The 20,429-nt window shown below is 75.4% G+C and carries 21 protein-coding genes; 13 read left to right on the top strand and 8 right to left on the bottom strand.

Going from position 1 to position 20,429, the window contains the following annotated elements:
• Positions 1–219 precede the first annotated feature (219 nt).
• Positions 220–723: a MaoC family dehydratase gene (locus XF36_RS20220; RefSeq protein ID WP_020623563.1), complete on the top strand. Its 504-nt coding sequence runs from the start codon at positions 220–222 to the stop codon at positions 721–723.
• 109 nt (positions 724–832) lie between these two features.
• On the opposite strand, the gene XF36_RS20215 is transcribed toward XF36_RS20220, so the two are convergent.
• On the bottom strand, positions 833–1,237 hold the full coding sequence (locus tag XF36_RS20215) for an NUDIX hydrolase (protein ID WP_060713170.1): 405 nt from the start codon (positions 1,235–1,237) through the stop codon (positions 833–835).
• A 109-nt stretch (positions 1,238–1,346) separates the two neighbouring features.
• Here XF36_RS20215 and XF36_RS29615 point away from each other — a divergent pair, with 109 nt between their 5' ends.
• From XF36_RS29615 to XF36_RS30670, 5 genes are all read left to right on the top strand, one after another.
• Positions 1,347–1,499, top strand: a complete 153-nt coding sequence (locus tag XF36_RS29615; protein WP_020623561.1) for a hypothetical protein — start codon at positions 1,347–1,349, stop codon at positions 1,497–1,499.
• 4 nt (positions 1,500–1,503) lie between these two features.
• Positions 1,504–2,061 (top strand): PH domain-containing protein, encoded by a 558-nt coding sequence (locus tag XF36_RS20210; RefSeq protein WP_060713169.1) that lies wholly within the window; start codon positions 1,504–1,506, stop codon positions 2,059–2,061.
• A 45-nt stretch (positions 2,062–2,106) separates the two neighbouring features.
• Positions 2,107–2,976: a PHP domain-containing protein gene (locus XF36_RS20205; protein ID WP_060713168.1), complete on the top strand. Its 870-nt coding sequence runs from the start codon at positions 2,107–2,109 to the stop codon at positions 2,974–2,976.
• A 76-nt stretch (positions 2,977–3,052) separates the two neighbouring features.
• On the top strand, positions 3,053–3,934 hold the full coding sequence (locus XF36_RS20200) for a RecB family exonuclease (protein ID WP_082375536.1): 882 nt from the start codon (positions 3,053–3,055) through the stop codon (positions 3,932–3,934).
• Entirely contained in the window at positions 3,931–4,599 is a 669-nt protein-coding gene (locus XF36_RS30670; protein WP_060713167.1) for a hypothetical protein, read from the top strand. Before XF36_RS20200 ends, XF36_RS30670 begins: the two co-directional genes overlap by 4 nt.
• Positions 4,600–4,619: 20 nt before the next feature.
• Here the strand turns inward: XF36_RS30670 and XF36_RS20190 are convergent, their stop codons facing one another.
• Positions 4,620–5,873, bottom strand: coding sequence for a PQQ-binding-like beta-propeller repeat protein (locus XF36_RS20190; RefSeq protein ID WP_060713166.1), 1,254 nt, complete (start codon positions 5,871–5,873; stop codon positions 4,620–4,622).
• 8 nt (positions 5,874–5,881) lie between these two features.
• Entirely contained in the window at positions 5,882–7,756 is a 1,875-nt protein-coding gene (locus tag XF36_RS20185) for a DEAD/DEAH box helicase (protein ID WP_060714850.1), read from the bottom strand.
• A gap of 258 nt (positions 7,757–8,014) precedes the next feature.
• Here XF36_RS20185 and XF36_RS20180 point away from each other — a divergent pair, with 258 nt between their 5' ends.
• Positions 8,015–8,671 (top strand): ferritin-like fold-containing protein, encoded by a 657-nt coding sequence (locus XF36_RS20180; protein WP_060713165.1) that lies wholly within the window; start codon positions 8,015–8,017, stop codon positions 8,669–8,671.
• A gap of 82 nt (positions 8,672–8,753) precedes the next feature.
• Positions 8,754–8,984 carry a DUF3107 domain-containing protein gene (locus XF36_RS20175; RefSeq protein WP_060713164.1) on the top strand — a complete coding sequence of 77 codons (231 nt, stop codon included), beginning with the start codon at positions 8,754–8,756 and terminating at the stop codon, positions 8,982–8,984.
• Positions 8,985–9,058: 74 nt separating this feature from the next.
• Here the strand turns inward: XF36_RS20175 and XF36_RS20170 are convergent, their stop codons facing one another.
• Together XF36_RS20170 and XF36_RS20165 are read right to left on the bottom strand one after the other, a co-directional pair.
• Positions 9,059–9,394, bottom strand: a complete 336-nt coding sequence (locus tag XF36_RS20170) for a DUF4873 domain-containing protein (RefSeq protein ID WP_060713163.1) — start codon at positions 9,392–9,394, stop codon at positions 9,059–9,061.
• Positions 9,391–10,020, bottom strand: coding sequence for a TetR family transcriptional regulator (locus XF36_RS20165; RefSeq protein WP_060713162.1), 630 nt, complete (start codon positions 10,018–10,020; stop codon positions 9,391–9,393). Before XF36_RS20165 ends, XF36_RS20170 begins: the two co-directional genes overlap by 4 nt.
• Positions 10,021–10,180: 160 nt before the next feature.
• Here XF36_RS20165 and XF36_RS20160 point away from each other — a divergent pair, with 160 nt between their 5' ends.
• Together XF36_RS20160 and XF36_RS20155 are read left to right on the top strand one after the other, a co-directional pair.
• Positions 10,181–11,095 (top strand): AurF N-oxygenase family protein, encoded by a 915-nt coding sequence (locus tag XF36_RS20160; protein WP_060713161.1) that lies wholly within the window; start codon positions 10,181–10,183, stop codon positions 11,093–11,095.
• Positions 11,096–11,109: 14 nt separating this feature from the next.
• Complete coding sequence (locus XF36_RS20155; protein ID WP_060713160.1) at positions 11,110–12,021, top strand: alpha/beta fold hydrolase; 912 nt, start codon at positions 11,110–11,112, stop codon at positions 12,019–12,021.
• Positions 12,022–12,059: 38 nt separating this feature from the next.
• On the opposite strand, the gene XF36_RS20150 is transcribed toward XF36_RS20155, so the two are convergent.
• The 3 genes from XF36_RS20150 to XF36_RS20140 form a co-directional block, all read right to left on the bottom strand.
• On the bottom strand, positions 12,060–12,686 hold the full coding sequence (locus XF36_RS20150) for a TetR/AcrR family transcriptional regulator (RefSeq protein WP_020625908.1): 627 nt from the start codon (positions 12,684–12,686) through the stop codon (positions 12,060–12,062).
• Positions 12,687–12,787: 101 nt separating this feature from the next.
• The gene (locus XF36_RS20145; RefSeq protein WP_060713159.1) at positions 12,788–14,626 is read right to left on the bottom strand and encodes an HAD family hydrolase; all 1,839 of its coding nucleotides are present in this window, start codon (positions 14,624–14,626) and stop codon (positions 12,788–12,790) included.
• Between the two features lie 6 nt (positions 14,627–14,632).
• Positions 14,633–15,619 carry a hypothetical protein gene (locus XF36_RS20140; protein WP_145981431.1) on the bottom strand — a complete coding sequence of 329 codons (987 nt, stop codon included), beginning with the start codon at positions 15,617–15,619 and terminating at the stop codon, positions 14,633–14,635.
• A gap of 125 nt (positions 15,620–15,744) precedes the next feature.
• On the opposite strand from XF36_RS20140, the gene XF36_RS20135 reads away from it, so the two are divergent.
• From XF36_RS20135 to XF36_RS20125, 3 genes are all read left to right on the top strand, one after another.
• Positions 15,745–16,740, top strand: a complete 996-nt coding sequence (locus XF36_RS20135; RefSeq protein WP_082375534.1) for an alpha/beta fold hydrolase — start codon at positions 15,745–15,747, stop codon at positions 16,738–16,740.
• Between the two features lie 61 nt (positions 16,741–16,801).
• Positions 16,802–17,974: an adenylyltransferase/sulfurtransferase MoeZ gene (gene moeZ, locus XF36_RS20130; protein ID WP_060714848.1), complete on the top strand. Its 1,173-nt coding sequence runs from the start codon at positions 16,802–16,804 to the stop codon at positions 17,972–17,974.
• Positions 17,975–18,271: 297 nt separating this feature from the next.
• The gene (locus tag XF36_RS20125) at positions 18,272–20,092 is read left to right on the top strand and encodes a hypothetical protein (RefSeq protein ID WP_060713157.1); all 1,821 of its coding nucleotides are present in this window, start codon (positions 18,272–18,274) and stop codon (positions 20,090–20,092) included.
• Positions 20,093–20,429 lie beyond the last annotated feature (337 nt).

The following is a 20,429-nucleotide window of genomic DNA, read 5'->3' as shown; positions in this document are numbered from 1 at the left end:
GAGGCGGCACCTACTGCTCGCCGGTGTCTGGGACGCGGACACCGCACTCACCTCCCTGCTGTTCGGCGGACCGTCCTGTGTCTCGTCCGTGCGCCGGCCGACGTCACCGTGATGTGACATCCCCGACCGCGCACGTGTGAGCCGGACCGCCCTTCCTCGCGCGGGCCACCGGATAGATTACTCCCGCAACGAATCGACGGCGTGATGGGAGCGTGAACGGTGCAGTTCGGGCGCTACTACGAGGAGTTCGAGGTCGGTGCCGTCTACAAGCACTGGCCCGGCAAGACGGTCACCGAGTACGACGACCACCTGTTCTGCCTCCTCACCATGAACCACCACCCGCTGCACATGGATGCGCACTACGCGGAGGAGACGACCGACTTCGGCAAGAACGTCGTGGTCGGCAACTACATCTACTCGCTGCTGCTGGGCATGTCGGTGCCGGACGTGTCGGGCAAGGCGATCGCGAACCTCGAGGTCGAGTCGCTCAAGCACACGAAGCCGACCTTCCACGGCGACACGATCTACGGCGAGACCGAGGTCCTCGACAAGACCCCGTCGAAGTCCAAGGACGACCGCGGCGTGGTGTACGTCGAGACCCGCGGCTACAAGCAGGACGGCACCGTCGTCTGCACCTTCCGCCGCAAGGTCATGGTGCCGAAGCGGTCCTACGGCGACAGCCGCGGCGGCGAGCAGCCCGGCCGTCCCACGCCGCAGGTCTGACCCGACGGCCGCACCTCGGCGGACCGGCCCCCGACTCCCACCGGAGCGGGGGCCGTCGTGTGTCACCCACACGCATACCGTTGGGGCGGTCGGGCACCCGCCGTGGTGGTCAGGCCCGGGGCAGACAGTCCCAGCCGCCGAGGGTCTCGGTGAGGCCCTCGACGACGGCCAGCGCCGCGTAGCCCGCCCGGTCGACGAACCGGGCGTCGGTGGCGTCGTCGCCGGCCCGCGGCGCACCCGCGTCCGCCGCGAGGGCGCAGACGTAGTCGGCGATCCGGTACGGGCCTCGGAACACCACCCCGGCGAGCCGGCCGGGGACCACCGTCAGACCGGTCTCCTCGGCGAGCTCGCGGACCACCGCGTCGTGCTCGCTCTCGCCGGCCTCGACCCGCCCACCGGGGACCGACCACAGCCCCCGACCAGGCTGGTTGGCCCGGCGGACGAGCAGCAATCGTCCGTCCGGGTCGAACACGATTCCACCCACGCAGGCGACGTGTCGGCTACTGTCGGTCATCCGAAACGACGGTACGCTGCTCGGGTGCCGGTACCGGGGCCAGCCGGCCCTCCGGTACCAATGACATGTCTGTGTGTCCGACACACCGAGAAACGGGTGGGCAGGGAACGTGAAGAAGATCCTGATCCTGGTTGCGGTGGCGCTGGGGATCTTCCTGGTGATCACCAATCCCAATGGTGCAGCCGGTTCGGTCACCAACGTCGGCAACATCCTCTACGACGCCGCGCAGTCCGTCTCGGTGTTCGTCACCAACCTGATCTGAGCCCGTGCTCGCGCCCCGGGAGATCGACGAGTACCTGCTCCCCACGGAGCGGCGCGTCATCCGTGTGCGCCAGCACTGGGCGGTGATGGTCAAGCACATCTGGCAGACCGCGCTGTTCATCATCGTGGTCGTCGGGATCGAGCAGCTGCTCGACCGCCCCGGGACCGACCCGGTCCTGGACGTCGTCGTCGACAACCTGACGTTCTACCTGGTCGTCGTCGCGGTCCTGCGCTACACGGCGCTGTCGATCCTCTGGTGGATCGAGCGGATCGTGATCACCGACAAGCGGGTGATGATCGCCCAGGGGATCATCGTGCACAACGTCGGCATGATGCCCCTGGGCAAGGTCACCGACCTCACGTTCCAGCGTTCGCTGTCCGGGCGCATGCTCGGCTACGGGACGATGGTCGTCGAGTCCGCGGGGCAGATCCAGGCGCTCAACCGCATCGACTACATGCCGCGGCCCGAGGAGATCTACGAGGCGCTCTCCGAGCTGGTCTTCGGGGAGAAGGGCAAGACCCGCGCGACGGGCATGCTCGCCAAACCACGCTGGCGGCGTTGACCCGCGTGTCCGTCGCGGGATCCGCGCGGCGCTAGTGTCGGTCACGTGTCCGTCATCGACCTGCACGCCCACTCCACAGCGTCCGACGGCACCGACTCCCCGGCCGGGCTGGTCCGGGCGGCCGGCGCCGCGGGGCTCGACGTCGTCGCGATCACCGACCACGACACCACCGGTGGGTGGGCCGACGCGGCAGCGGCGCTCACACCGGGGCTCGCGCTGGTGCGCGGCGCGGAGTTCTCCTGCCTGAGCCCGACCGGCCGCACGGGCGAGCCGCGCTGCTCGGTGCACCTGCTGGGCTACCTGTTCGACCCCGAGCACGCCGCGATCGTCGCGGAGCAGGAGCGGCTGCGGGCCGAGCGCGTGCAGCGCCTGGAGACGATGATCGGGCGGATGGCCGCCGACGGGTACCCGGTCGACGTCGACACCGTGTTCGCGCACCTGCCCGAGGGTGGCAGCGCGGGCCGGCCGCACCTGGCCCGCGCGCTCGTCGCGGCCGGCGTCGTCGGGTCGGTCGACGAGGCCTTCGCCGAGCTGCTGCACAACGACGGCCCCTACTACGTGCCGCGTGCCGACACCCGGGTCGAGACGGCCGTCGAGATGATCGTCGCGGCCGGCGGGGTCGCGGTGTTCGCGCACGCGCTGGCCCGCACGCGTGGTGTGGTCGTGGAGCCGTCGGTGCTCGTCGACCTGATCGGCTGGGGGCTGGGCGGGATCGAGGTCGACCACCCGAACCACGCCCCGGTCGACCGCGAGCTGCTGCGCGGGATCGTCGCCGAGCACGGCCTGCTCGCGACCGGCTCCAGCGACTACCACGGCACCAACAAGACGACCCCGCTCGCGCAGGAGACGACCGACCCGGAGGTCTACGCGGCCCTGACCGAACGGGCCACCGGCGTCCCCGTGCTGCACGGCTGATCCGGCGCCACCGCGTGACGGTGGGGCGCCGGGAGTGAGCGACGGTCGGTGACCGTCCGGGAGTACCGTGGCGCCCATGGCCCGGACCACCGCTCCCGCCACCGGGGCCCCGGACGGTCAGCTCGGTCTGGACCTGCTCGACCCCGGCTTCGGTGCGACCGCACTGCACCGGGTCACCCCGGCCCGGCTCGACACCTGGGACGCCTGCCCGCGCCGCTACCGGATGCTGCACGTCGACCGCCCGGCCCCGTCGCGGGGCGGCGGGTTCGCCCACACCACGCTCGGTGCGGTGGTGCACCTGGCGCTGCGCTCGCTGGCGGCCCTGCCCGTCGAGCGGCGCACCCCGGAGCAGGCCGCGGCACTGGTGGACCGGCACTGGACCGGTGAGGGGTTCGCCGACGACGCCCAGGCCGCCCGGTACCGCGAGCGTGCCCGGGACTGGCTGGCCGCCGTCGTCGACGGCCCGGTCGGGAGGGACGAGCCGCTCGCGGTCGAACGGTGGGTACAGGCCCCCGCCGGGCCGCTGCTGGTCGAGGGCCGGGTCGACCGGATCGACGGTCGTGACGGCGAGGCCGTCGTCGTCGACTTCAAGACCGGGCGCCGGGTGCCGACCGCGGCCGACGCCGCCGCGTCCCGCCAGCTCGCGCTCTACGCCGTCGCCGCCGCCTCGGTGTTCCGCCGCCCCTGCCGCACCGTCGAGCTGCACCACGTGCCGACCGGAACCGTGGCCGTACACACCCACGACGAAGCCTCCCTCGAACGGCACGTGGCCGCGGCCGCCGGATCCGCCGACGCCACCGCCGGGGCGACGACCGCGCTGGCCGACGGCGGCGACGCCGACACGCTCTTCCCGGTCCGCACCGGCGCGCACTGCGGGACCTGCGCGGTCCGTCGCCACTGCGCCCCCGGTCGCGCCGCCGTGCCGGAGCCGCGACCGTGGGCCCTGCTCGCCCCGTGACCGCTGACCCGCAGTTCCCCGGCCCCCCGCGGCACGGCCGACCCCCGATCCCGCCACGCCCGCCGGGCGCGCCCGCCCCGTACCGGGCCGGGCCGTCGCACGGGCGCCCGCACCCCGGCCCCGACGGCTACGGCCCCCGCCCGCCGGTCCCGCCGTCCGGCCCGCCCCGCAGGCGCGGTGACGTCGGATCCCCGGCCGGTCCACGCCCCACCGGGGCCCTGCCCGCGTCCCGTCGTGTGCCGCGCCGCGGTCTGCCCTCCGGTGCGGCCGAGCCGCCCCGCGACGACGAGCGCCCCGCCGCCCGCCCGCCCGGCCGGCGGGCCGACCGCCGCCGCGCCGAGGAGAACGCACGTGGGGCACGCCGCCGTGCCCCCGGACCCGACGTCGACGGGGCAGGCGCCCGGCTGCTGCGCGGCCTGGCCGGGGTGCTCGCCGGCGGGCTCGTGGTGCTCGCGGTCGGGCTGGTCGTCGTGGAGTGGGCGGCCGGGAGCAGCGGGGTACCCGGCCCCGGGACCGGCGCGATCGTCGCGCACGCGGGGGCGGCGGCCGTCGCCGTCGTGGGCCAGGTCGTCGCGGACCGGCGGCGCAATAGCACCGGGCTGCTCGCCGCGCTCGGGGTGATCGTGACGGCGTCGCTGGTGCTCGGGCTCGGCTGGTTCCTGTAGGGGAGCGCGGTCGCCCAGACTCAGCCGGCGGGCCCCAGCACGACGAGCTCGCTGCCGCGCAGCTCGACCAGCAGCGCGCCCTGGGCGGCGAGCAGCACCGGTCCGGCCACCGGGCCGCGGTCCACCGGCAGGGTCCGGGCGACGACGCCGGTGGCCGGGTCGACATCGGCGATCCCGCCGGGGACGGGCACGAGCAGCCGGTCGCCGTAGCGGGTGCCGGGGCCGAGGGTGCCGGGCAGGCTCCAGCGCGGCTGGAGGCTGCGGGTGTCCAGCGCGACGGTCGCCCCGCCGGTCCACCAGTAGCGGTTCCGGTCGTCGGCGGTGGTGCGGGCGACGCCGTCGGCGGGGGCGGCGACCGTCGCACCCGCGTCGACCGGGAACTCCCCGATGCCGCGTCCGCCCCCGTCGTAGAGGGCCAGGCGGGGGACGCCCGGCAGCAGGACGGCGACGCGCTCGGACGACGCGGCGATCACCTGCGCGCCGTCGGTCCCGATGACCGACGACGAGTCGAACGCGGGCCGGTCGCCCTCGGTGCGGCTGGGACGCAGCACCGTCAACCGCTCGGAGGGCTCACCGGGACAGCGCTCCAGGATCACGGCGCGGTCCTCGGCGGCGGCGAAGGAGCGGAACGAGCACCCCGACCGCGGCTGCGAGCCGGGCTCCTCCAGCGCGCGCACCGTGCCGTACTCGGCGGTGCGGACCAGGTCGGAGCGGAAGGTCTCGACGTAGTCCTGGCCGGTCGCGAGCACCGGGTCCTGGCCGATCAACCGGGTGCCGGGCCGGGCGTCGAGGGTTCTGGCCGGTCCCCGCGCGCCGGAGTCGGGCTGGACCGTGGAGAGCTCCGAGCAGTACTCGTCGTTGCGGTAGAGCGCGAGCACGCGACCGTCGGCGAACCCGGTGGTGCACAGCGGGAGGTCGCGTTCGTAGCTCCAGCGCTCGGCGCCGGTGCGCGCGTCGCGTCCGGAGACCCGCGATCCCTCGGCGACGACGACGCCGTCCCCGACCGCCAGCGGCACCGGGGTGTCCGGGCTGGCCGCCCGCCACAGCTCGGTGAACCCGGCCGGGACCGGGCCGACCGGTGGTGGCGGGGTGGGTGCGGTCGCGGCCGTCACCGACTCGGTGTGCGCGGCCGGGCTCTGCACCGCGTAGAGCACCGCGACCCCGGCCAGCAGCAGCACCAGCACCGCGGCGACCAGTCGGTCGCCGCGGTGTCGTCGTTCGGCGGGGATGCCCGGGAGCGGGAGCCGGTCCCGCAGGGGGCGGCCGCGCAGCACGCGTGGTGTCAGCTGGCGGCCGCGTCGGCCCCGTCGGCGGACTCGCCGCCACCGGGTCCGCGCCGCGACCCGCCGCGGCGGCGGCGACGGCGCGGTGTGGCCGCCCCGCCCTCGGTCGACGCGCCGGCGTCCGGCCCGTTCTGCGGGGCGCCCTCGGTGGAGCCCGCGGCGGCGGCACCCTCGGCGGTGGCCGAGGCACCCGCCTCGACCGCGACGCCGCCCCGGGTCCGGGAACGGGAGCGGTTGCGCCGCGGGCGGCGACCGCCCTCGTCGCCGTCGCCGTTGCGGCCGGCCTCGCGGCTGCCACCGTCACGGCCACCACCGTCACGACCGCCACCGTCGCGACGGCTGCCGCGCGGCTTGCGGGCGCCCTGGTGGTCGCCGTCGGAGTCGATGTACTCGGCGTCGAGCCCGGCGCGGGTGCGCGCCGACAGCGGGAGCCGCCCGGACGCCGTCGTCGGGATGTCGAGGTCGGTGAACAGGTGGTCCGAGGTCGAGTAGGTCTCGACCGGCTCGTCGATGCCCAGCGACAGGTCGTCGGAGATCATCTTCCAGCGCGGGGTCTCGTCCCAGTCCACCAGCGTGACCGCGACGCCCTCGCGTCCGGCGCGGCCGGTGCGGCCGATCCGGTGCACGTAGGTCTTGGCGTCCTCGGGGCACTGGTAGTTGATGACGTGCGTGACGCCGCTGACGTCGATGCCGCGGGCCGCGACGTCGGTCGCGACCAGCACGTCGACCTTCTCCGCGCGGAACGCGCGCAGTGCCTGCTCGCGAGCGCCCTGGCCGAGGTCACCGTGCACCGCCGCGGCGGCGAAGCCGCGCTCGGCGAGGTCGTCGGCGACGCGCTGGGCGGTCCGCTTGGTCCGGGTGAAGATCATGGTCAGGCCGCGGTCCTTGGCCTGTAGGGCCCGGGTGACCAGCTCGACCTTGTCCATCGCGTGCGCGCGGTAGACCAGCTGCTTGGTCCGCTCGTGGATGGAGCCCTGGTCGGCCTCCTCCGCGCGGATGTGCGTCGGGCGGGTCAGGAACGCCCGCGAGAGCTGCACGATCGGGCCCGGCATGGTCGCCGAGAACAGCATCGTGTGCCGCTCCTCGGGGAGCATGCGCAGGATCCGCTCGACGTCGGGCAGGAAGCCCAGGTCCAGCATCTCGTCGGCCTCGTCCAGGACGAGTGCCTTGACCCGGCCGAGGACCAGGTGGCGCTGCTCGGCGAGGTCGAGCAGCCGGCCCGGGGTGCCGACGATGACGTCGACGCCCTTGCGCAGGGCCTCCAGCTGCGGCTCGTAGGCCCTGCCGCCGTAGATGGCGACGACGCGCACGCCCAGGTTCTTGCCCGCGGCGGCGATGTCCCGGGCGACCTGCACGCACAGCTCGCGGGTCGGGACGACGACGAGCGCCTGCGGGACGTCCTTGGTGCGGTCGGCGGCCTCGCCCTCGGCGGTGGCGGCGGGGCGCTCACCGGGCGGGGTGATCCGCTGCAGCAGCGGGACGCCGAAGCCCAGCGTCTTGCCGGTGCCGGTGCGTGCCTGGCCGATGACGTCCTCGCCGGCGAGCGCCAGCGGGAGGGTGAGCTCCTGGATCGCGAACGTGCGTACGATGTCGTTCTCCGCGAGCGCGGAGACGATCTCGGGCCGGACGCCGAGCTCGGCGAAGGTCGGGGGGAGCTTCTCGCCGCCGGGGTTGGTCACGCCGAGCGGGGTCTCGCTGGGGGTGATGCCGGTGGGCAGGAAGCCCGGGTCGGCCTCGGGGGTGTCGGTGCTGTCGCTTCGGGACAGTGTGATCGCCTCTCTCCGCGCACAGGAGCCGTGGCGTGGCTCGTCGACCGGCCCCGGGCCGTCGGGACGGTCCGGGCGGGAGAGCAGCCGAGGCGCTGCGCGCACCAGTACGGGTGCGGGTCCCGGTGAGACGTGCTCGGCCGGGTCGGCCGCTCGTCCCGTTACCCGGTCCCCGCGCGGTGGGCGCGTCCCCGTGGAGTCCCATGAGCCCGAAATCCGGTGACGCGCTGACCGCATGGTACCCGCCACGGCGCCCGAACACGACGGCGCGGCCGTCGCCGGTGGGGTGAGTTGCCTCGCGCCGTGGTCGCGACGGCCGTCGCTGGCCGCCCGGCCGGCCGGTACGGCCCGGTTAGGGTGGCGTCCATGACCACTGGAGGCGACGCGCCGACGGCCGCGACCGTGGAGCTGCTCGGCGTGCTGGCCTACGGCGAGCTGTCGGCGTTCGACCGGCTCGCCGAGGACGCCCGGGCCGCGTCGACGCTGGCCGGCCGCGCGCAGCTGTCGATGATGGCGGCCGCCGAGATCGGCCACTTCCGCCTGATCGAGGACCACCTGGGCCGCAGCGGGATCACCGTCGCGGACGCGATGGCGCCGTTCGTCGCGCTGATCGACAGCTACCACGCCTCGACCGCCCCGCGCAGCTGGCTGGAGTCGCTGGTCAAGGCCTACCTCGGCGACGGGCTGGGCGCCGACTTCTACCGTGAGGTCGCGGGCTGGGTGGACCCCGGCACCGGCGACCTGGTGCAGAGGGTGCTCGCCGACACCGGGCACTCCGCCTTCGCCGAGCGCGAGGTGCAGGCCGCCTGCGCGGTCAACCCGGCCCAGCGCGACCGGCTGGCGCTCTGGGGGCGGCGGCTGCTCGGCGAGGCGGTCACCCACGCCCAGCGGGTCGTCGCCGAACGCGACGAGCTGGCCGAGTTCATCGTGCTGGGGTCGGGGGAGAAGGGCGGTGTCGCCGGGCTCATCCGCACGGTGCAGACCGCGCACGGCCGCCGGATGGGCAGGCTCGGGCTGTCCTGAGCCGCGGCCGGCGATGCCCGGGCCGATCTCGACTAGCCTGGCGCCGGCAAGAGTCGGAAGTGACGGATCGGGAGGACCACCGGTGAAGGTCAAGATCGGCATCGCGGAGACTCCGCGGGAGCTCGTGGTGTCCAGCGACCGCACGCCGGACGAGGTGGCCCAGCTCGTGAGCGGGGCGATGAAGTCCGACGACGGGCTGCTGGACCTCACCGACGACGAGGGCCGTCGCTACGTCGTGCCGGTCGCGCGCATCTCCTACGTGGAGATCAGCCCGGCCGAGGAGCGCCGGGTGGGGTTCGGCCTCAGCGGCTGAGCGCCACGGAGCCGTCCGGGCCCGGTCCCGTCCGCGGGGCCGGGCCCGACGCGTGTCCGGGGGAGGGGTGCCGGTCAGTCGGTCTCCGGCGGGGGCGGCCCGTCCAGCGCGAACGGCGGCCTGCCGGTGCCGGTGATCCGGAACCGGTCCCACACGTCCGGCTCGGACAGCGTGCCGACGGCCGTGTGCCCGGGCGTCCGGACCTCGGCGGTGCCGCCGCGGCTGCCCAGCAGCGCGGTGAGACGGGGGTGCGCGGCGACCCGGCCCGCCCAGTGCAGCCTGCCGTCGAAGGGCTCGTGCCGGGCGTCGAGGAGCACCTCGACCTCGACCGTCTCCTCGCCCAGCACCAGGGTGGCGGGGCCGCGGTAGCCCTCGTCGTGATCGTGATCGTGATCGTGGTCGGCGCTCACCGGTCCTGCACCGAGCCCTCGTGCACCTGTGGCTCGGGGACCAGTCGCAGGATGTCGGCGGTCGCGGTGGGGGAGTCGAGCCCGGCGACGCTGGCGATCCCGCCCCAGATCAGCGCGGACAGGTAGTTGGTGAGCGCGTCACGGCTCATCGTCCGGCGCTCCAGCCACCACTCGCCCGCGGTCTGGACCATCCCGATGATCCCGTGCGCCCACGCCTCGGCGCCGCCGGAGTCGCGGCCCTGGGCGCGCAGCCGCTCCCCGAACAGCGTGGTCAGCAGGGCGCCGATCTGGCCGCGCACGTCCTGCGCGATCTCGGCGCCCGGCACCGGCTCGGCCGGGTTCGCGACGACGAACCGGTACAGCTGGGGCTCCTCCTCGATCATCCCGAGGTAGGCGTCGATGACGGCGGCGACGTGCTCGATCGGCTCGGCGTCGATCGCCAGCACCGGGTAGATCCGCTGCATCAGCATGTCCGCGGCGTGCTCGCTGACGGCGCGCTGCAGGTCGGCGCGGTCGGCGAAGTGCCGGTAGAGCACCGGCTTGGTGATGCCGGCCGCGCCGGCGATCTGGGCGACCGAGACCCCGGCACCGTGTTCGCGGATCGCGTCGACGGCGGCGGTGACCATCTCGGTCCGCCGTTCCTCCCGTCGGCGGCTGCGCGCATCGGGCTTGACATCCCTCGGCTCCTGGGGCACGTTACCAGTGGTAACTGTTACTGGCGGTAACAGCAAGGGTTCCGGGTGTGGAACCCGCCACCGCAGGCCCCTCGTCAGGAAGGCGCGACCGATGAGCGCTCCCGCTCGGACCGGCAGCAAGGCCCACCTCGCGGACCGCGAGGACACCGCTCGGCGGCTGCTGAAGAGCTCGGTGACGACCTCTTACGACCCCTCGATCGACATCGACTGGGACGCCCCGCTGGTCGAGGGCAGGTACGGCATCGTCCCCGAGCGCGTGTCGCTCTACGGCACGCCGCTGTGGGACGGCCTCACCGAGGAGCAGCGGATCACGCTGTCGGTGCACGAGTTCTGCAGCGTCGCCCGGATCGGGCTGTGGTTCGAGATGATCCTCATGCAGATGCTGCTGCGTTACGCCTACGATCGCGACCCCCGTCGCGCGCACATCCAGTACGCGCTGGTCGAGATCGCCGACGAGTGCCGGCACTCGATGATGTTCGCCAAGGCCACCGAGCGCTACGGCGTGCCGGACTACGCCCCCCGCCGGCTCACCCACGAGCAGGGCCGGCTGATGAAGACCATCGGCACCGGCCCGGCGATGTTCGCCGGCACCCTGTTCGTCGAGGAGATCCTCGACCAGCTCCAGCGCGAGGGGATGCGGGACGAGCGTGTCCAGCCGCTGTCCCGGATGATCAACAAGATCCACGTGACCGAGGAGGCCCGGCACGTCCGCTACGCCCGGGAGGAGCTCCAGCGGATCATGCCGAGGACCAATCGCGCGGAACGTGTCTGGGCCCGCTACCTCACCGCGCGGATCGCGTTCGTCGTGGCCCGCAACCTCATCCATCCCGAGGTCTACCGCAGCGTCGGGATCGCCCCGGCGGTCGGGCGGAAGGCGGCGCTGGCCAACCCGCACCACCGCGAGATGCTGCGCTGGTCCTCGCGCAAGCTCGTGCCGTTCCTGCGCGAGCAGGGGATCGTCGGCGGCCCGACGGAGACCCTGTGGAAGCGCGCCCACCTGATCTGAGGAGGCATCCCGCGATGAGCACACGGATCGTCACCCGCGACGGGACCGGCCTGTTCGCCAGGGTCTCGGGTCCGGAGTCGGCACCGGTCACGGTGCTGCTCGCCCACGGCTGGACGCTCGACGAGCGCTGCTGGGCCCCGGTCGCCGACGCCCTCGCCGTCGGCGCGCCCGGTGCCGGCCCCGCCCCGCGGGTGATCCGCTACGACCACCGCGCGCACGGCCGCTCGGACGACACCCCCGACGAGCTCAAGACCCTCGACGTCCTCGCCGACGACATGGCCGAGGTGATCACCCGGCTCGCCCCGAGCGGCCCGCTGGTCATCGCGGGGCACTCGATGGGCGGGATGACGGCGATGGCGCTGGCCCAGCGCCATCCCGACCTCGTCGCCTCCCGGGTCCCCGGCGTCGCCCTCGTCGCGACCGCGAGTGGCGGCCTCGGTGCGGCGGCGACGCTGGGGATGACCGGGCTGCCGGCGAAGCTCTTCCTGGCCGGCAAGGACAAGGTGACCGTCAGTCCGCTGTGGACGGAGCGCCGGTCGCTGTCGACCCACCCGACCCTGCTGCGGGCCGGTCTGCAGCCGCTGCTGCTCGGCACCCGGCCGGACCGGCTCGCCGTCCGCGCGACCTGCGAGGCGATCGCCGACTGCCGTCCGACGACGATCTCCGGCTTCACCCCGACCCTCACCACCCACGAGCGCGACGAGGCGCTGGCGGCGTTCTCCTCGCTGCAGGTGGAGATCCTGGTGGGGACCCGGGACCGGCTCACGCCGCCGCGGTTCGCCCGACGGATCCACCGCAGCCTGCCTCGCGCCGAGCTGACCGTGTTCCCCGGCGCCGGGCACATGCTCCCGGTCGAGCGGGTCGGCGGCGTCACCGGCCGGATCGCCGCGCTGGTGCGCCGGGCCGCGGCGGAGCAGGTGGCCTGAGCCGCCCGCCCGCCCGCCCTGCCGTCGGTGGCGGGGCGTCAGATCTGGTCGAGGCCCTGCTTCGGGAACCCGGCGATGCCGCGCCACGCCAGCGACGCCATGAGCGCCACCGCCTCGTCGCGCGGGACCCGCTGGTCGGAGTCCAGCCAGAACTGGGCGCCGACCTGGCTCAGCCCGACGAGCCCGACGGCGAGCAGCCGCGCGCGGTCCTGGTCCAGCCCGGCGTCGGCGGTGACCGCGCCGGCGACCGCGTCGATGCAGCGGTCCAGCGCGCTCTCCACCAGCGCCGCGGCCTCCGGGTCCCCCCGCAGGTCGGACTCGAACACCAGGCGGTAGGCCTTGCCCTCGCCGGCGACGAAGTCGAAGTATGCCGCGACGGCGGCCTGCACCCGCTCCTTGTTGTGCTCGGTCCGCTCGATCGCGTTGGAGACCCGCTCGACGAGCTCCTCGGCGTAGGTCGTGAGCAGCGCCTGGTACAGCTCCAGCTTCCCGGGGAAGTGCTGGTACAGCACGGGCTTGGAGACGCCCGCCCGCTCGGCGATGTCGTCCATCGCGGCGGCGTGGTAGCCCTGGTCGGCGAACACGTCGCGGGCGGCCAGCAGCAGCTGGGCGCGACGCGCGCCGCGGGACAGTCGTGCGCCCCGTGGCGTGGCGGTTCCGGTCATGGGCCCCCTACCTCTCACCGTCGTGGGATAACCCTACTAGCAGGTAACCGCGTTGACGAACGATCCGTGAACGGGTGTCGCCGCAGAAGGGTGACAACCTCTCACGATCGGCGGTGCGGTCCCCGTACGGCGAGCCCGAGCGCACCCAGGACCGGCACGGCGGCCACCACGACCGCGGGTGTCCCCAGCACGGCGAGGACCACGCCGGCGACGGCGAGCACCACGGCCGCACGGACGTACGAGCGGGCCCGGGCCCGCGCTCGGCGGGCGATCAGCAGGGCGGCGGCCACCTCGGTGGGACCGCCACGGGCGCAGATCCTCTCCGACCCGTGCGCGGGCGCGACGACCGGGTCCGGACGCGCGTCCGGAGCGTCGTCCGGGTGCTCGGTGGCCCCGGCCCCTGTGCCGGTCCCGGTGCCCTCGGCGGTGGGCCAGGGGACCAGCTCCACCGCCAGGTCGGCGGCGGCCAGCGCGGCCTCGTCGGTGGTCGGGTCGCCCGCCACCGCGACCGTGCGGCCCCGCACCCGCAGCCCGGCGACGGCCGCGGCCCGTGCCGTCGGGTCCAGCCCCGGGCGGACGGCGTCGGGGTCGGCCGGGTCGAGACCGGCCGCCGCGGCGAGGGCGCGGGCGGCGCCGTCGTCGTCGGGGGTGAGCAGGACCGGTGTGACCCCGGACGCCACCAGCTCCGACACCCCCGGCCGGGCCTCGGGGTGCGGCGCCCGGGGCAGCGCGAGCACGGCGTGGGCGCACCCGTCCCAGGCGACGACCAGGACCGCCCGGCCCTCGGCGACCGCCCGCTCCCGCTCCACCGACAACGGCGGTGGCACCCGGATCCCGTGCTCGGCCAGCCAGTCCGGGCTGCCGAGCAGCACCGCGTGCGCGACGACCGTCGCGGTCGTGCCGCCGTCCTCCGGGCCGGGGTCCCGCAGCTCGGCCACCAGGCCGGACACCCCGAGGCCGGGCTGCTCGTCGGCCTCGGCGACGTCGGGCACCGGGCCGTCGACGGCCGCGGCCAGCGCCCGCGCCGCCGCGCGCAGGTCCGAGCCGGGCCGCGCACTCGCGGCGACCGCCGCGGCCAGTCGCAGCACCAGCACCGGATCCTCGCCTCGCCCCGCGTGCACGGTGACCGTCCCGGGGGCGGTGCCGGTCAGCACGTCCGGCCCGGCCAGCGCGACGGTGTCCACCCGGCCCGCGAGCCCCGGGCCGCCGGCGGACCCGGTCCAGCCCACCGGATCACGACGGGCGGGCCACGGCGCCGGCAGCCGCACCGCGTCGCCGCCCGCCCGGTCCGCGGCCCGCAGCGCCGCCGGCAGCGCGGCCAGCAGCGGCAGCGGGCAGGCCCCGACCAGGACCGCGATACCGGCCGGGACCGCGGCCGGCCACGGGGTGCCGGTGCCCGCCGCGAACGCGGTCACCGCGACCGCGATCAGCGCGGCGGGCGGGGTGAGCAGGGCACTCCACCGGTCCGCGACGGTGCGCAGGCCCGCGCGGACCTCGTCGGCGTCCGCCCGGGTGTCCCCGCCGTGCGGGCCGGGTGGGCGCCCGGTGCGCTGCACCGCCGCCGCGACGACGGTCAGCACCGCGGCGACCCCGGGAAGCAGGACGGGCCCTGCGAGCAGGTCGGTCGGGACCGGGACCGGGACCGGGCCCGCGGGCGAGACCGCCGCGACGGCCTGCACCGCCGCCGACCACCCCAGCGCGGCGAGCACGGCCGCCGCGACGCCGGTCTCGGCGGTCACCGTGCCCTCCTGCAGGCCGCGGGCGGCGACGCGCAGGCCGGGGCCCCCCGTCGTCGCGACGACGGCGAGGGCGACCAGCAGGGCCACCGCCGCGCAGTGCGGGGCCCACGCCGCGCCGGCCAGTGCCGGGCCGGCGAGCGGCAGCAGCAGGGCGAGCAGGGCCGCCACCGCCCGCGCGGCGTCCCGCAGGACCGGACGCAACCGCCGTCAGCTCCCCGGCGCGGTCGGGAGCGTGAACTCGCACGACCGCAGCACACCGCCGGAGCGGTAGTCGAGGAACAGTCGGTAGCTGCCCGGAGCGGGGACCGACACCGCGAACGCCACCCCGGGCCCGGAGCGGTCGGTGGCGGCCGCGCCGGTGATCTCGGGGCGGACGGGGAACCGGGCCAGGTCGCCCTGGCGGACCGCGGTCATCCTGCCGAACGCGCCGCCGTCGACGGGCTCGAGGTCGGTGACCGGGGTGCCGTCGCGCCCGACGGTCGCGAACAGCCGGGACTCCCCGCCGGGGACCAGGGCGCCGTCGAGGCGGACCTGCTGGTCGCTGCCCCCGCAGAGCCCCGCCCGGTTCTCGGCCGGGAAGGTGAAGGCGCCGTAGGTACCGGGGACGTGCAGGTCGGCCCCGAGGTCGAGGTGCGGGCCGCCGGTCGGGGTGAACCCGGCGTAGAGCCGCCAGACGCCCTGGCCGGGGAACCGCACGGGTGCCCGCCACACGCCGTCGGGACCCTGGGTGGCGCGCAGCCGTTGGTAGCCGGCGACGTCGCGGCGCAGCACGGCGACGTCCATGACCCCCGAGCCGTCGGAGGGGGTGTCGAACCGGGTCACCGGGGCGCCGTCGGAGCCGGTCACGGTGAAGGCGACCTCGGTCGGCTCGCGCCACGGGTAGACGATCCCGACCGGGGTCAGGGTGTAGCCGGCCGCGGTGGTGAGCACACCTCCCACGCCGGTCGTCGCGTCCCCGGTGGCCAGACCGGCGGCGAGGACACCGCCGTCGCCGCGCACGTCACCGGGGTCGGCGTCGCCCGGTGCACCGGCGGTCGGGGTCTCCGGGGCGCCGCCCACCCCGCTGCCCACCGCGCCGCCCGCCGTCCAGGCCGCGGTGAACACCAGCACCGACGCGGCGCCGAACCCGGCGAGCCGGGCCGCGGCCGATCCGCCGATCCGCCCCATGCCCACCTCCTCCGTCGCGTCGTCCACGGGGTACAACGTCCGGGGGGTCGTCACGTTGCGCTCCGTGGAGCGCCGGACGCGGACGGTGATCACAGCGAGACGGGCGTCACCCGGCACGGCGAGTGACGTGCGCGACACGTCATGCTGGTCGAATGGTCGCCGCCCCGTCGATGTCCGTTCACTCGCCCGTCACCGTGCCCGCCCCGGTGCCGGCGCCGGGTGTCGGGACGTCCCCGGGTGCCTCGGCGGAACGCCCGCCGTGGCCGGGCCGCGCGGTCACCTCCGGCGGGGTCACCCTGCACGTGCGCGAGACCCCCGGCTCCGCCGACGCCGATGCCGTCTACGTCCACGGTCTCACCGGGTCGGCCACGAACTGGACCGACCTCGCCGGGCTCCTCGCGCCGCGGGCCGCCGGCCTGTCGGTCGACCTGCCCGGGTTCGGGCTGTCCGAGCCGACCGCCGTCGCCGACTTCGGGCCGGACGGCATGGCGGACGCGCTCCTGTGCTGGCTGGCCGGGCGCGACCGTCCGGTGCACCTGGTCGGCAACTCCCTCGGCGGCGTGATCGCGACGACGGTGGCGGCCCGCCGTCCCGAGCTCGTCCGCAGCCTCACCCTGGTCTCGCCCGCGGTACCGGACCGGCGCCCCGACCCGCGACGGCTGTCGGACCCGCGGATGGCGCTGGCCATGGTGCCGCTGCTCGGGCGCGGCGCGCGCCGCGCGCTGGCGCAGGAGCCGCTGCGTGCCCGGGCCGAGCGGATCGTGAAGGTCTGCTTCGCCGACCCGCAGCGCGGCTCCACCCGCCGGCTCGAGGAGCTGATCTCCGAGCACGAGCACCGCGCGACGCTGCCCTGGGCCGGCGCGGCGACCGACGGCGCCACCCGCGGTCTCCTCGGGCTGTGGGCCGGGCGCGAGATCTGGCGCCGGATGGCCCGGGTGCGGGTGCCGTCGCTGGTGGTGTGGGGGGAGCAGGACCGCATCGTGTCCCCGCGGCTGGCCGCGCGGACGGCCGCCACGCTGCCCGGGGCGCGGCTGCTGGTGCTGCCCCGCGCCGGGCACGTCGCGCAGATCGAGCGACCCGCGGCGGTGGCCGACGCCGTCGCCGCGCTGTGGGACGCGGTGCCGGTCGGAGCCGGTGCGGGAAGATGACGCGCACGTGGCGCGTTGAGACGCCCTGAGACCCGCACGCAACCCGCGAGGAGTGGACGAGATGGCGCTACCGCCACTGGTGGAGCCGGCAGCCGAGCTCACCAAGGAGGAGGTGGAGCGGTACAGCCGCCACCTCATCATTCCCGACGTCGGGATGGACGGGCAGAAGCGCCTGAAGAACGCGAAGGTGCTGGTCGTCGGCGCGGGCGGCCTCGGCTCGCCCGCTCTGCTGTACCTGGCCGCCGCCGGTGTCGGGACCCTCGGCATCGTCGAGTTCGACGTCGTCGACGAGTCGAACCTGCAGCGTCAGGTCATCCACGGGCAGTCCGACGTGGGCCGCCCGAAGGCCGAGTCGGCCCGCGACTCGATCCGCGAGGTCAACCCCTTCGTCGACGTCCGCCTGCACAACGAGCGCCTCACCAGCGAGAACGTGCTGGACGTCTTCCGGGACTACGACCTGATCCTGGACGGCACCGACAACTTCGCCACCCGGTACCTGGTGAACGACGCCGCGGTGCTGCTCGGCAAGCCCTACGTCTGGGGCTCGATCTTCCGATTCGAGGGCCAGGCCTCGGTCTTCTGGGAGGACGCCCCGAACGGGCAGGGCCTCAACTACCGCGACCTCTACCCCGAGCCGCCGCCGCCCGGGATGGTCCCGTCCTGCGCCGAGGGCGGCGTGCTGGGCGTGCTCTGCGCCTCGATCGGCTCGATCATGGTCAACGAGGCGATCAAGCTGCTCACCGGCATCGGTGAGCCGCTGCTCGGCCGCCTGGTGATCTACGACGCGCTGGAGACCACCTGGCGTCAGGTGAAGATCCGCAAGGACCCGGAGACGCCGAAGATCACCGAGCTGATCGACTACGACGCGTTCTGCGGCACCGTGACGCAGGAGGCCCAGGACGCGGCCGCCGGCAGCACGATCACCGTCGGCGAGCTCAAGCAGATGATCGACGCGGGCAAGGACTTCCAGCTCATCGACGTCCGCGAGCCGCACGAGTACGAGATCGTGCGGATCCCGGGCTCGGTCCTGATCCCGAAGGACCGGATCCTGTCCGGTGCCGCGCTCTCGGAGATCGCCCAGGACAAGCCGGTCGTGCTGCACTGCAAGTCCGGTGGCCGGTCCGCCGAGGCCCTCGCCGCGCTGCAGAAGGCCGGGTTCCGCGACGCCGTCCACGTCGGCGGCGGGGTGCTGTCCTGGGTCAAGCAGATCGACCCGTCGCAGCCCACCTACTGACCACGGTCCGACCCGCTCCGCACTACACCGACGGCCGCCGTCACCGGTACACCCGGGACGGCGGCCGTCGTGGTTCCCGATGTGGCACAGGGTGACCGCTCATCGATCGCGCGCGACCGTCCGAGTGAACATGACCCGTTCGACCCTGCTGTTCGCCCGTTGGGCGAAACATTCCCACCGATCGCCGCGACATGGGGATGCACGCGATCGCCAGGATCGGGAGGACGCTCGGTGGACCACTCGTTGCGCACATGCGCCCTACAGGGGTGCGACGCACCGTTGGAGCCCACCGGAGACGTGTCCGGAGACCGCCCACAGCGGCGCTACTGCTCGGCCGCTCACCGGCTGGCGGCCCGCCAGGCCCGCCGGGCCGCGGCGCAGGCGGCGGGGGACCAGCAGCTCGCCGAGACGCTGCCGTGGCTGCGCGAGCCCGAGGCCGTCGAGGTCGACGAGCCCGCAGTGCCCGCCCAGCGGACGGCGACCCGGCTCGTCGCGGCGCGCCCGGCCGCGTCGTCGGGCCCGGACCGCCCCGGACCGTTGCGGGTCCCGCGCAGCCCGCTGCGGCACCGGCGCACGCTGGCCCTGATCGGCGCGACGGCCGTGCTCCTCGGCGGATACGCGCTGGCGACCTCGCCGTCGGTGACCGGGACCCCGGCGCCGCAGGACCGCACGGCCGACCAGTGGGCCGGGCAGGCCCGGATCGCGCTGGCGGCCCTCGACGACAAGCTCGGGACGCTCAACGCGAGCGAACGGACCTGGCAGGCGTCCGTGCACGAGACGGAGCGCACCCCGGTCGCGGTCGCCAAGCTGCAGCAGCAGCGCGACACCCTGCTCCAGCAGCGTGCCGCCCTGCAGTCCCAGCTGCAGGTCTACAGCTCCCGGCAGGACGCCGTGGACGCGCTGGCCGCCGCCGAGCAGCAGCTCGCCGAGATGGACCGGATCGTCGCCGCCCTGCCGCCCGCCACCCGTCGGACCCCCGATCAGATGGCCGCGGCCACGTCGCTCGAGGAGCAGCGTGACCTGCGTGCCCGCAACCGCGACGCCTGTGCGGAGCGGCTGGCCGCCATCGACGACGGCATCGACCGGGCCCGCACCGCCCCCCTGCCCGGCGACGGCGACGAGACCGAGAAGGTCTCCGACGACGTGCTGGCCCTCGCCCGCGGTGATGACCCCGCGCCCCCGGAGCCGTCCGGCGTGCGCCGTAACCCCGAGGTCCTGGCCGGTGGCCGGGAGACCGGCGGGGACCGCGAGCGCGCCGACGTCGGTACCGCCGGGCCGCCCGACCCGCGGGGCCCGTTGGACGAGACCCGGCCGCGCGCCGAGGGGCCGGAGGGTGCTTCGGCCCGTGGCCCGGGCAGCGCAGCCGGCCGGGACGCGGGGCCGGGGGAGAAGCTGGGCGGTGCCGTGTCCCGTGCCGCCGACGGCGTCGCCAACCTGGCCGGCGGCGCGCCGAGCCCCGGGGACGGCGCTGGTTCGGGCGCTGGTTCCGGTGCCGGTTCCGACGCGGGGAAGAAGGCGAACCGGGCCGAGGTCGCACCGGCGTCGTCCGACGGGCCGGTGAAGAAGCTCGGCGACGGCGTCGGCGCCGCCGCACGGGGTGTCGGGGACGCCGCCGAGTCGGTGGGCAAGGGCGTCGACGACGTCGCGAGCGGGCTGACCGGGAAGGGGTCCGGCGGCCCCGGGGCAGGCGCTCGCTCCGGCGGCGACTCCGCTTCCAGCTCCTCCGACGACGCCCCCCCGCCCGTCCACCCCCGCTCCGCGGGAGGAACCCGCCGCGCCCGCGGCCGCCTCGCCGGAGACCACCCTGCGCGCGCCCGTGCTCAGCGCTCCCTCGTCGGTCGCGCCGTCGGAGGGGGCCGGCACGGAGCGGTCCGGCTCGGGGGCGCAGGGGTCCGGCGGCTCCGGCGGCTCCGGCGGCATCGTCACCGCCGTGGCCGGGTCCTACGTCGAGTCCGCCCTGGGACCGGAGGCGGCCGCGCCGGTGCTGGCGGAGGCCGACCGGCAGGCGGCCGAGCAGATGGCCGAGCGCACCGGGTCCTCCGGTTCGCGCTCCGGGGGCGGGTCGGAGGGGGCCGGCTCCAGCCAGTCCTCGCGCAGCTCCTCGGGCAGCTCGTCTGACAGTTCCTCGGACGGTTCCGGCTCGCGGTCGTCCCGGTCGTCGGACTCGGGCTCGTCGGGGTCCCGGTCGTCGGACTCCGGGTCCTCGGGGTCGCGGTCGTCCGGCTCGTCCTCGTCGGACTCGGGGTCGTGGGACTTGTCGTCGGATTCGGGTTCGTCGGATTCGGGTTCGTCGCGTGGGGAGTCCTCGCGGAGCAGCGGCTCGGACGACTCCCGCTCCTCCTCGTCGTCCTCGTCGTCCTCGTCGTCCTCGTCGTCCTCGGGCTCGGGATCCAGCTCGGACTCGGACTCCGGCTCGGACTCCGGCTCGGACTCCGGGTCGGGTTCCGGCGGCGGC

This window comes from Pseudonocardia sp. HH130629-09 (assembly GCF_001294645.1).
GTDB lineage: Bacteria > Actinomycetota > Actinomycetes > Mycobacteriales > Pseudonocardiaceae > Pseudonocardia.
This window is presented reverse-complemented; position numbering and strand designations above follow the sequence as displayed.